The following is an 11,107-nucleotide window of genomic DNA, read 5'->3' as shown; positions in this document are numbered from 1 at the left end:
GCTGCCATGCCTTTGCTTGACAAAGGCATGGATTTCAGTAATTTATAACGCGTAAAAGGCGGGTGTAGTTCAATGGTAGAACGGCAGCTTCCCAAGCTGCATACGAGGGTTCGATTCCCTTCACCCGCTCCATTTCACTTGCTTCACGTCTCCTGCTTCACGTGACTAGGCACAGCCCTGCTTTTTCATCTCCGCCTTCATCACATCTGCTACCAAATGTAATACCGCTATCCAGGCGTCTTTTACTTCTTGGGTAAACTTGTCACCCAGGCCTTCTGCCAGGGTATACAGCAGTGCGTTGCCCACGGGGGAAAAGTGATGGGTTTTCACACCATATTGCACATGCCGCCGGGCCAGGTCCTGCAATACAGGGACTAATTTATCCGGGTTATCCAGTCCCTTTACTGCGGCATCCAACATCGCCATCAGCTTGCGTCCCTGTGCCTTGAGATCAGATTTAAATAATGACCTCAGTGATGGGTCTATTTCGAACAGGTTGCGATAGAAAAGCGCTGCGGCATCATCGGCAATGGGACGAACCAGCCCAAAAGACTGGTTGATGAGCGATATTTGGTCGTTGGTCAGTGACATAGAGATTCCATCCCTGAAATTGTTTCCCTAAGCATAGACAAAGTTAGTTAAGACTACTTAACTTGAATTCCATACACTTATCCGAAGGAGTCAGGGGCATGCGTGTAATCGAATATGCACCGGGTCAGCCTTGCTGGAGTGAGCTGGCCACCCATGACTGGCAGGGTGCCAAGGACTTTTACCATAAGTTGTTTGGTTGGGAGATGGCAGACATGGCCATGCCCGGCAGTGCCTTTTCTATGTTTACTCTCGATGGTGACGACCTCGGTGCCATCTATCAGGTGCCTTCTGCATTGGCCGGCAGCGTAAAGACCCAATGGGGAATTTACTTTGCGACAGAAGATGTGAATGCGGCAATTGAACGGGTTAAAGCGGCGGGGGGTGAACTCATTATGGGGCCCCACGAGGTTGGTCATGCCGGTTGGATGGCGCAGTTGGCTGATCCCGAAGGAGCCCGGTTTGCCGTGTGGCAGAGCAAAAGGCACATTGGTGCCAAGCGTCGCGGCGAGCCAGGCGCCCTGTGCTGGGTGGAGCTTGCCTGCCGAAGCCCGTCACGGGCGCAGGGATTTTACAGCAAGGTTTTTGGCTGGGACTGCCGGGAATCCGCAAACGAGGACATGCCTTACCGGGAATGGCTGGTTGCCGACGAGGCCCTTGGCGGTATGTTGGAGATGACCGCCGAATGGGGCGAAATGCCCGCCCACTGGATGCTGTATTTTCAGGTGGTGGACTGCGATGTCTTTGCCAAGAGGGCGCAGGAGTTGGGTGGCACCCTGTGTGTGCCCCCCACCAATATTCCCGGGGTGGGTCGCTTTGCTGTGCTCAACGACCCGGATGGTGGTGTGTTTTCTGTCATCGCCATCCACAGTGCCTGAGGCAGGCCAACGGAGGATTAACCGGGCGTATCAACCAGAAAGCTTGCCGGGCAGCTATCTCTGAGCTCTGGGCCTTGGCGCGCCAGCAGGTGATTCAGTTGCAAAGAGGCATCCAGGGTTGCTGGCAGGCTGATGCGGATTTCCGTCAACAGGCCTCGACTGCAATGAAAACTGATCCGCTTTGCACTCTGCTTACCAAATTCTTCGGTAAATGCCTGACGCAGCGTTGCCGTTGACTGCATTTTGCCGCTGCTGTCTGACAGCAGTTTTACCATGCGGCTTTCATTGACCAATCCGGTAAGTCTGGCGGCTTCGATAAAGTACTGATCAGCATTCATCTGCTGACAACTGCCGTGTTTCCACCACTGATGTTTTTCAAGGCAGGAGCCAAAATCGGCCGATGGCATCACCTGAGCCAATTTGCCCTGTGCGGCATCGCCGAGGGCAATGTCAGGATAGCTGCAAAAACCCCTGGCCTTGCGTTTCACCTCTCCACAAAAGCCATAGTCGGTACCGCAGGCGCTCTTGTTGGGCCACAGGCCATGGAGCGTCAGCGACAGCCAGCGAGTCGATGTGGCAGTCTTGTCCAGCGCCTTGCATTCGGGCTTGCCGTTGCCAAAGAGTTCACAGAAGGCGCCTTGCCAGCTCAGTGCCAGCACATGGCTGTCCTGCTCGCCGCTTAGGTCACAGCGGCTTGGCGCCTCTTCGGCCGTATGGCTCTCCAGGTTACCGCACTTTGCCGCGACCCAACGCTCGGGGGATACCAGCGCCGCCGTGGTGACCCGAACCCAGTCGGGTCGCTTTGGATTGCCCAGCAGCTCCAGCACCTGATATGCCTGTCCTGGGACAGTCATCACCTCATTGGGGTTGGTCAGTTTGTTTTTGGATTGATACAGGGGGCAGCTTTGTTTGGCCACAAAGGTATCGGCAGAAGCAGGCAGGGATAAAACACCGACAAACAGCGGTAACAGGCGCAGAAAAAACGTCACTTGGAGCATTACCTCAGAAGAAAATTAGCTCAGTGTATCAGGCTTCCCCTTAAGAGGAAGCCTTACATATCAATAAGTAGGCGAAAATATCACTGCTCTTCACCCTTGGCGGCGAAGCTTTTACGGTACACCAGCAAATAGAGCGCTGGCAGCACAAACAGCGACAGTAATGGTGCCGTGACCATACCGCCGACCATGGGCGCGGCTATCTTTTGCATCACTTCGTTGCCCGAACCTGCGCCCCACATGATGGGCAGTAGACCAAAAAAGATGGTCGCCACTGTCATGGCCTTGGGTCGGATACGCATGACGGCACCTTCTACCAATGCGGCCTTGAGATCGCTCTCGCTGTGGTAGTGGCCCAGTGCATCGCGGTCTTTGATGGCGTTGTTCAGATACACCAGCATCACCACCCCAAACTCGGCGGCCACACCCGCGAGGGCAATCATACCAACTGCCACCGCGACCGACAGGTTGTAGTCCAGCAAATACAGCAGCCAGGTGCTGCCTACCAGCGCGAAGGGCAGGCTCAGCATGATCATGCTCGCTTGCTTACCCGAGCCAAAAGTCAGCATCAGCAGGATAAATATGATACCGATGGCGAGGGGAACCACCTGCTTCAACTTGGCATCGACCCGCTGCATGTATTCGTACTGACCGGCAAAGCTGTAGCTATATCTGGGGGGCAGATTCAGCTCCGCTTCCAACGCCGATTTTGCCGTCTCTATGTACTGGCCGATGGAGGTGCCCTGAATGTCCACAAACACCCAGGAGATCAGGCGGCCGTTTTCGCTCTTCAGCATAGGAGGGCCATCACTGATTTGAATGTCGGCGAGATTACCCAAAGGCAGGTAGTGCCCTGACTTGGTGATGACCGGCAGTGCCCGCAGTTTTTCCAGGCTGTCGCGCAGCTCCCGCGGATAACGCAGGTTGATGGGATAGCGTTCGGCGCCCTGCACCGACTCACCTATGTTCATGCCACCGATGGCGTAGCGCACCACATCCTGAATATCGTTGAGCGTCATGCCGTAGCGGGATGCCACATCCAGCTTGGGCGCTATGTCGATATAACGCCCACCGCCGGCCCGTTCGGCGTAGGCCGAGCGGGTGTTGGGCAGCGCCGCCAGAATCGCCTCGACGTTGGCACCAATTCGTTGCAATTCATCCACATCGGCGCCGGTTATCTTGATGCCCACCGGCGTCTTGATCCCGGTAGAAAGCATGTCGATACGGGTCTTGATGGGTTGCACCCAGGCATTGGTGAGCCCTGGCACCCTCACGGTGCGCTGCAGTTCATCCACTATGTCATTCAGACTGATGCCCTCGCGCCATTCCTGCCTTGGTTTGAGCATGATGGTGGTTTCCAGCATGGTCAGCGGCGCGGGATCGGTGGCGGTTTCGGCGCGGCCGATTTTGCCGAATACCCGGGCAACTTCGGGCACGGTTTTAATCAGCCTGTCGGTTTGCTGCAGTATTTCGGCGGCCTTGCCGGCGCTTATCCCCGGCAGTGCCGTGGGCATGTACAGCAGATCCCCTTCTTCCAATTCGGGCATAAATTCGCTGCCCATGCGGCTTGCCGGATACACCACACTGGCCAGTGCCAGCAGCGCCACCAAGAGGGTCAACTTCGGGTAAGCCAACACCTTGTTCAGCGCGGGTTTGTACAGCGCAATCAAAAAGCGACTGATGGGGTTGGCTTCCTCCGACGGGATTTTGCCGCGGATAAAATAGCCCATGAGAACCGGCACCAGGGTAATGGCCAGCACAGACGCTGCCGCCATGGCGAAGGTCTTGGTGTAGGCCAGCGGCGCGAACAACCTGCCTTCCTGGGCCTCCAGCGCAAACACAGGAATAAAGCTCAGGGTGATGATCAGCAGCGAGAAAAACAGCGCAGGTCCCACTTCCAGCGATGCCTGAGTCACCACTTCCCAGTGCTCGCGGGTGCTGGGCTCACGCTCATGTTTCCGCTTGAAGTGTTCCAGGTGCTTGTGCAGGTTTTCAATCATCACGATGGCGCCGTCCACCACGGCACCGATGGCGATGGCAATACCGCCGAGGCTCATGATGTTGGCATTAATACCCATGTGATTCATCACGATAAAGGCGATAAGAATCGACAGTGGCAGGGTAAACACGGCCACCAGGGTCGAACGGGCGTGCAGCAAAAACAGCAGGCACACCAGACCCACCACCAACATTTCTTCCACCACCTTGGTCAGCAGGTTGTCCACCGAGTTTTGGATCAGCTGAGAGCGGTCATAGGTGGGCACAATCTCGACGCCATCGGGCAAACCAGCCTTGAGCTCGTCCAGCTTGGCTTTGACAGCATCTATGGTGGCCAGGGCGTTTTCGCCGTATCGCATCACTATAATGCCACCCACCACTTCGCCTTCACCATCCAGCTCGGCAATGCCGCGGCGGGACGCCGGCCCCTTGCGAATGGTGGCCACATCTTTCAGCAACAGCGGCGTACCGGCACTGGTGGTGATCCCAAGGGGGATTTCCCTGAAGTCTTCCAGCGTTTGGCGGTAGCCTTTGGCGCGTACCATGTACTCGGCTTCGGCCATTTCTACTACGCTGCCACCGGCCTCGCTGTTGGCGCGGGTGATAGCGGCCTTGATGGTGGCGATGTCGAGCTTATAGATGGCCAGCTTGTCGGGCTCCAGCACGATTTGGTAGGTCTGTTCCATGCCGCCCACAGTGGCGACTTCAGACACGCCTTCAACACTTTGCAGTTCGAGCTTCAGGTACCAGTCCTGCAGGCTCTTGAGCTGTGACAGATCCAGGCTGCCGCTTCGGTCAACCAGAGCGTATTCATACACCCAGCCTACCCCGGAGGCGTCCGGGCCAAGGGACGGCTCAACCCCAGCGGGCAGCCGGGTGCGTACCTGGCTCAGGTATTCCAGCACCCGCGAGCGGGCCCAGTAAATATCAGTGCCGTCTTCAAAAATCACGTAAACGTAGGAGTCTCCAAACATGGAGAAGCCCCGCACGGTTTTCGCCCCCGGCACAGCCAGCATGGCAGTGGACAGGGGATAGGTGACCTGTTCTTCCACCAGTTTGGGGGCCTGGCCCGGGAAGCTGGTTTTGATGATCACCTGCACGTCAGATAAGTCAGGCAGGGCATCCAGCGGTGTACGTTTCAGCTCTGTGATGCCCCACAGGGTCACCATCAGCGCCACCACCAGCACCATAAATCGCTGGCGGATAGAGGACTTGATAATGTAATCCAACATAAGGCCTCCTTAGTGCTGATGGGCGCTGCCAAGGCGCATCAGACTGCCCTTGAGACTGGCTTCGGAGTCCAGCAAAAACTGCCCGGAGGTGACGACTTCTTCACCGTCACTCAGACCGGACAGCACCTCAACCTTGCCCTGGGAATACATGCCGACAGTGACCTGGCGGGCCACAAAGCTGGCATCGGCGGTGCGGACTATTACCCGGTTTTCCTTGCCGGTTTGAATCAATGCCTCCTGGGGAATGGTCAACACATCCCGTTTGGGCCCACCGTAAAGCTTGACCTTGGCAAGGGTATTGGGGCGCAGCTGTTGGTCTGGATTATCCAGCACTACCCGTACCCGCAGGCTGCGGGTTACAGGGTCAAGTTCGGGGTAAATGTAATCTATGGTGCCTTCGATGCCGCTTAGCCCCATGGCAGGTACCGCCACTTCAGCAGCCTGACCTACCTTGAGCCAGCTCTGCTCGTTTTCGAATACGTCGGCAATCACCCATACCTTACTGATGTCCGTCAGGGCCAGCACTTCGGTCATGGGTTGAATATACATGCCCTCACGGGTATTCAGGGTGGTGATCACCCCATCCTGGCGGGCATAAAAGGGCACGCGGTATTGGGTCGTTTGGGTTTTGGCGAGCTCTTTGATTTGCGCCTCATTCATGCCGAGCAGTTCCAGTCGCAAGCTGGCTTTACGCAGCAATTCTTTGTAACGACCCGAATCCCCTGACTTTTTAAAGGTATCCACCGCAAGCAGGTAGTCATCCTGGGCGTTAACCAGATCTGGCGAATAGATTTCGTAGAGCAACTGCCCTTTCCTGACTTTGTCACCAACGGCATTGACCTTAAGGGTTTCAATCCAACCGTTCAGGCGGGCGTGCACATGGTGAATTTGTCGCTCGTCGTACTCGATTTGGCCGACGGTATCGACAAATTTCCACAGGGTTTGGCGTTCGGCCTTGGCAACCCTGAGGGCCAGTGCCTGCTGCATACCACCAGATACATCGACCTGAACCTCCTGGCCACCGCCGAGTTCTACCTTCTCGAGGTCCATGCCGCAGATGGGGCAAGTGCCGGGCTCGTCGCTGATGATATGAGCGTGCATGGGGCAAACATATTTGACCTTGCCTCCGTCGATTGGGCTGGCCGCAGGCTTGGCGAAAATATCCTTCGGCGCGGCCTGATGGGCACTGTGATTTTCTGTCGCCTTATGCTCTGGCTCAGGTTCGGACTCTTCTTCCTCTTCTTTTTCAACCAGGAACATTTTGCACTTGGGACAGCGGCCTGGCTCATGGCTTTCCACTTCTGGATGCATGGGGCAGATGTAGGTCTTGTGCGCTGCAGCCAAAGGTTCGCCGGACTGGGCAGAAATACCTGCACCGGGTACCAGAAACATCTTGCACTTGGGACAGCGGCCCGGCTCGTGGCTTTCTACCTCGGGATGCATGGGGCAGTGATAAACGGCGGCCTCTGTGGCCTCAGATGCGGGAGACTGCTGTGGGCTTTCAGCCAACACCATGGCAGGCATGCCGGGACCAAAGGCCAGACTGGCGCCTATCAGCAATAGGGCGCTTTTTTGCTTTTTCGTGTTCATAGTAAACCTCATTTCCACCCTTGGCCTGTCAGTGATGCTGATGGTTCATGGCTTTTTTCGGACAGTTGGCGCAGTGCTCTCCCTGGGCTGCAACCGGCTCGAGATCCATGCCACAGTCTGGGCAGGAATCACCGGCAGCACCGGTTACCTTGGGATGCATAGGGCAGGCGTGGGTATGCTTTGCTTCCAAATCCATGCCGCACTTGGGGCAGCTGTCACCGGCTTTACCGGTAACCTCGGGATGCATGGGGCAGGCATGGCTTGCTTCGGCGGCGGTTGCCTGATGGGCGTGATGCTCATGGGCAGGCGTTGCCTGGGCGCCAACGGACAGAGTGACAGATAAAAGGGCGGCCAAAAACAGGCCAATCAGTGTTTTCATAGAGATACTCCACTCGGGTCAGCAGCTCAGCGAGAATAGCTGCAACGACCTTATATTCAAAGAAGCTGAATTAATTGCGTATTTTTGCGGTGTGCGTTCAGGCCCTGGGGGGCTTGAAGGCGGCAGTGGGCGCAATGGAGTGGAAATGAGGCAAGGGCAGCGCCATGGCTTCTTCCGGACCATAGGAAAATGGCCAGACGTTGCCAATGGGCAGGCTCAGACTAACAGAAATGGTCAGACAATGACCGCAATCACCGGTGCAAAACCCGTTGCCATCGCAACAGGAAGACATGCTGTGGTCGGGAAGCATAGTCATGTCCTGGCTGTCACAACAGTCATGGGTTGAGTCGGCCATGTCAGTTTGCTGAGCCATTACGGCGCTATCCATGGTCATGGCCATGTCGGGTTGCATCACCATGGCATGACCATTACCCACCAATGCCTGTCCCACAAGGGCAAGCAGGGTAATTATCACCAGCAATGGTTTACGCAGCATCAGCGACATAAAGACCTCGGACCATGAACAGCGTCGATATTAGCACAGTGCAATTAATTGGATATTGATTTTTCTCACAAACCCGCAGTCGCTCAATGCGCTGCAGCCATCCTGGCCATCATGGCTGCGTGGTCGAGCAGAATGACTTGCCCGTCTGGCTTGCCGTCGCGGTTCAGCGTGGCTTTTGGCGCCTTGAGGAAACGTCTGGCTTCATCATAGCTGTAGAGTTTGGGCAGCGTGAGTGTCAGCAGCTGCTCATCGCCTACGCTCAGCGGCAAATACAACGGACCTGAGCGCAGCCACCGGCCGGAATCGTCGGCGCTGCTGGCGTACATCTCGGCAAAGCGCAGCTCCAGCAAGTGGTCGCCTTTGGGCAAGTTCAGCGGCTTGGTGATGCTGCGTTCGCCATTCACGGCCTGTAATCCCAGCTGTTCCGGCAGGCTGATATTGGCGGCACTGGCGAGGGGAGAAAGCAACAGACCTGCGGTGATAACAAAAGATTTGATAAAGGTTTTCATACAATTACTCCTAGGCAGCGATAGACGTGCCCTAATCAATCAACGTTAATTTTGCGTGGGTGTGAAAACACTCAGGCCAAATTTGGAGGCGGAGTTTGCAATGAACCTATAAAGGCAATCAGGCTCCAAGACGCAGTGGCAAAGGCATCCTGGGGGTGATGATGGGTGCTGTTAAGCGGCAATGTCGGCAAAGCCATTGCCGAGGCGCAGTGACGGGCGCAGTCGGATTCACTGTGGCTGGCGCAGTGGGTCTGGCAGTCGGTGTCGTGCTCACCTGTCACCATCATGGTGCTCATGTGGCTGACCTTGGGCATCAGTGTTGTGCCCTCATGGGAAACCTCTCCCATGGTCACGGGCGCATTCACAATGGACACAAGAGCCTGCACTGGGGTCAGCATTTGCCCCAGCAGCATGGTAATCAGCAAGAGTTTTAATGCCAGTTGCGGCAATCTCAGGCTCATGGTTGGCTCCGTTTATGTGTCGATTAATCAGACCGGTTTGGTTGAGTAAAAGTTCCCAGGCCAACAAAAAACTGAAACTTTTAATTGATAATCAAATGGATTTAACCAATTAAGGGTCACTGTACGGCTTGCAAGCACCTAAGCTTTACTTTAGGTTTTAATGTTGAAACATCAGGGAGGACGTTATCGAACTGGCAAAGTTTGCGCTGGATCTCAATCCCACACAAAATTTGGCTATTCGCTAAAAAATCCCGGTTAGCATCAAATTTCTTCAACCAAAATTACCCTACTATGGGGCTACTAAAAAAATAACCCTAAAAATTTAGGAGATAGAGTGATGAACTGGCGTGCACTATTCAAACCCAGCGCGAAATACTCAATATTTGCCCTGTTGTTGGTAGGTGTTGTGGTTGGCGTGGTGGGTTACTTTGCGACTCAAACTACCTTGCATATGACCAGTACAGACCAGTTCTGTATGAGCTGTCACAGCAACCATTCCCTGAAAGACGAAGTGTTGGCTTCGGCTCACGGCAACAATAAAAACGGTATTGTTGTGCAGTGTCAGCAGTGCCACATTGCTCAGGAACCTTTCGCTTATCTGAAGAAGAAAATCATCGTATCCAAGGACGTTATCGGTTTCCTGACCATCGATGGTTTCAACACTCAGGAATGGCTGGAAGCGAACCGTAAAGAGCAAGCGGACCTGGCACGTGACTATCTGCGTTCCATCGACTCATCTACCTGTCAGAACTGCCACAATCGTATTTACGAAAATCAGTCTGAGAACATGAGCAAGATGGCCGTGCGTATGCACACCAACAACTTCAAGAAAGATCCTGAAAGTCGCAAGACCTGTATCGATTGCCACAAGGGTGTTGCCCACCCTTATCCAAAGAGCTGATAACAGCGTTTGCGATAGTGGCTCATTCGATAAGAATAACCCGATAGCAAAAAGCCCCGATTACGGGGCTTTTTTGTTGGGTGGCTTTAAGCCCTGCGGGCCTCTGCTTCAAACTTGGTCAAAGCTCTGGCGCGGTACTCCAGTAGTGCAAATACCCCAAAGGCAAACACCTGCAGATAATCGCGGCTTTTGAGTGGCAGGAGCTTCTTGAACAGCAGATGAAACACCCCCAACTGGAAGCTGTGCATCACCACAGTGACCCCCAGTAAAATTTTGAGCAGGGTGCCTATGTTGCCTTCGAACGGGGCAAACAGGTTATAGCCCATCATCACCCAGGCACCGAGGGTTGCGAGTTTTCCAAACATGATTAGCCACTTCATTATGCTTACTCTCCCTGGTTGAATTGCAATAAGCGGTAGCAGACCTGGCCAGCTGTCTTGTGTTTAAGCTCTGTAAAGCCAGATGGCAGCGGCATGGCCGCGAGTTCACTCTCGGTTTCGAGATACACCAAGGCATCCTCTTTCAGCCAGCCATGGTCCCTGAGGGCATGCAGGGTTGCATCTGCCAAACCTTTGCGAAAGGGTGGGTCGATAAAGACGATATCGAAATCTTCAGTGGTGCCAGCGGCCAGTAACGCCAGGGTATCGCCATTGACCACCTCGGCGCAGTCGCACTTCAAGGTTTGCAGGTTGGTTTTCAGCTGATTGGCAGCGTCCCGCTGCAGTTCAAACACCTTGGCAAAGCTGGCATAACGGGACAGGGCTTCCAGCGCCAGAGCGCCACTGCCCCCAAAGCAATCCAACACCCGTGCATGGGGCAGGTCGGCCGCAATCCAGTTGAACAGGGTTTCGCGCACTCTGTCAGTGGTGGGGCGCAGTCCCTCCAAATCTTTGATGGGCAGCTTACGTGAACGCCACTGGCCGCCAATGATCCGAACCTGGCCCGAACCCATGGCTCCGCTCGGTTTGGTGCCTGGCCCGCGCCCGGCCGATGAACGATTTCTGCTCATTGATTTCCCGTCATTTTGCCCGAAGAAAGAAAGTGGTAGACTAGGCCACCCCGTAAAAGGTC

The 11,107-nt window shown here is 55.0% G+C and carries 12 protein-coding genes and 1 tRNA gene; 3 read left to right on the top strand and 10 right to left on the bottom strand.

Annotated elements, in window-relative coordinates; genetic code table 11:
• Positions 1 to 58: 58 nt before the first annotated feature.
• Positions 59 to 132 (top strand) — tRNA-Gly (locus K0H79_RS18135).
• A 33-nt stretch (positions 133 to 165) separates the two neighbouring features.
• Here the strand turns inward: K0H79_RS18135 and K0H79_RS18130 are convergent.
• Complete coding sequence (locus K0H79_RS18130; protein ID WP_220066035.1) at positions 166 to 591, bottom strand: globin family protein; 426 nt, start codon at positions 589 to 591, stop codon at positions 166 to 168.
• Positions 592 to 689: 98 nt separating this feature from the next.
• On the opposite strand from K0H79_RS18130, the gene K0H79_RS18125 reads away from it, so the two are divergent.
• Complete coding sequence (locus tag K0H79_RS18125; RefSeq protein ID WP_220076759.1) at positions 690 to 1,466, top strand: VOC family protein; 777 nt, start codon at positions 690 to 692, stop codon at positions 1,464 to 1,466.
• 17 nt (positions 1,467 to 1,483) lie between these two features.
• Here K0H79_RS18125 and K0H79_RS18120 read toward each other — a convergent pair whose 3' ends face one another.
• From K0H79_RS18120 to K0H79_RS18090, 7 genes are all read right to left on the bottom strand, one after another.
• Entirely contained in the window at positions 1,484 to 2,455 is a 972-nt protein-coding gene (locus tag K0H79_RS18120; RefSeq protein WP_220076758.1) for a ribonuclease T2 family protein, read from the bottom strand.
• An 89-nt stretch (positions 2,456 to 2,544) separates the two neighbouring features.
• The gene (locus K0H79_RS18115; protein ID WP_220076757.1) at positions 2,545 to 5,691 is read right to left on the bottom strand and encodes an efflux RND transporter permease subunit; all 3,147 of its coding nucleotides are present in this window, start codon (positions 5,689 to 5,691) and stop codon (positions 2,545 to 2,547) included.
• A 9-nt stretch (positions 5,692 to 5,700) separates the two neighbouring features.
• Positions 5,701 to 7,206 (bottom strand): efflux RND transporter periplasmic adaptor subunit, encoded by a 1,506-nt coding sequence (locus K0H79_RS18110; RefSeq protein ID WP_258405556.1) that lies wholly within the window; start codon positions 7,204 to 7,206, stop codon positions 5,701 to 5,703.
• A gap of 103 nt (positions 7,207 to 7,309) precedes the next feature.
• Positions 7,310 to 7,660, bottom strand: a complete 351-nt coding sequence (locus K0H79_RS18105) for a heavy metal-binding domain-containing protein (protein ID WP_220066030.1) — start codon at positions 7,658 to 7,660, stop codon at positions 7,310 to 7,312.
• Positions 7,661 to 7,757: 97 nt separating this feature from the next.
• Positions 7,758 to 8,165: a hypothetical protein gene (locus K0H79_RS18100; RefSeq protein ID WP_220066029.1), complete on the bottom strand. Its 408-nt coding sequence runs from the start codon at positions 8,163 to 8,165 to the stop codon at positions 7,758 to 7,760.
• 83 nt (positions 8,166 to 8,248) lie between these two features.
• Complete coding sequence (locus tag K0H79_RS18095; protein WP_220076755.1) at positions 8,249 to 8,674, bottom strand: DUF2057 family protein; 426 nt, start codon at positions 8,672 to 8,674, stop codon at positions 8,249 to 8,251.
• 71 nt (positions 8,675 to 8,745) lie between these two features.
• Complete coding sequence (locus K0H79_RS18090) at positions 8,746 to 9,135, bottom strand: hypothetical protein (protein ID WP_220076754.1); 390 nt, start codon at positions 9,133 to 9,135, stop codon at positions 8,746 to 8,748.
• 337 nt (positions 9,136 to 9,472) lie between these two features.
• Between K0H79_RS18090 and K0H79_RS18085 the strand changes: the two genes are divergently transcribed.
• Positions 9,473 to 10,036: a NapC/NirT family cytochrome c gene (locus K0H79_RS18085; RefSeq protein WP_220066028.1), complete on the top strand. Its 564-nt coding sequence runs from the start codon at positions 9,473 to 9,475 to the stop codon at positions 10,034 to 10,036.
• Between the two features lie 86 nt (positions 10,037 to 10,122).
• Here the strand turns inward: K0H79_RS18085 and K0H79_RS18080 are convergent, their stop codons facing one another.
• Both K0H79_RS18080 and rsmD read right to left on the bottom strand, forming a co-directional pair.
• Positions 10,123 to 10,416, bottom strand: a complete 294-nt coding sequence (locus K0H79_RS18080) for a DUF1145 domain-containing protein (protein ID WP_220076753.1) — start codon at positions 10,414 to 10,416, stop codon at positions 10,123 to 10,125.
• Positions 10,417 to 10,421: 5 nt separating this feature from the next.
• Positions 10,422 to 11,045, bottom strand: a complete 624-nt coding sequence (gene rsmD / locus K0H79_RS18075) for a 16S rRNA (guanine(966)-N(2))-methyltransferase RsmD (protein WP_258405431.1) — start codon at positions 11,043 to 11,045, stop codon at positions 10,422 to 10,424.
• Positions 11,046 to 11,107 lie beyond the last annotated feature (62 nt).

This window comes from Shewanella sp. FJAT-52076, assembly GCF_019457455.1.
Taxonomy (GTDB): domain Bacteria; phylum Pseudomonadota; class Gammaproteobacteria; order Enterobacterales; family Shewanellaceae; genus Shewanella; species Shewanella zhangzhouensis.
This window is presented reverse-complemented; position numbering and strand designations above follow the sequence as displayed.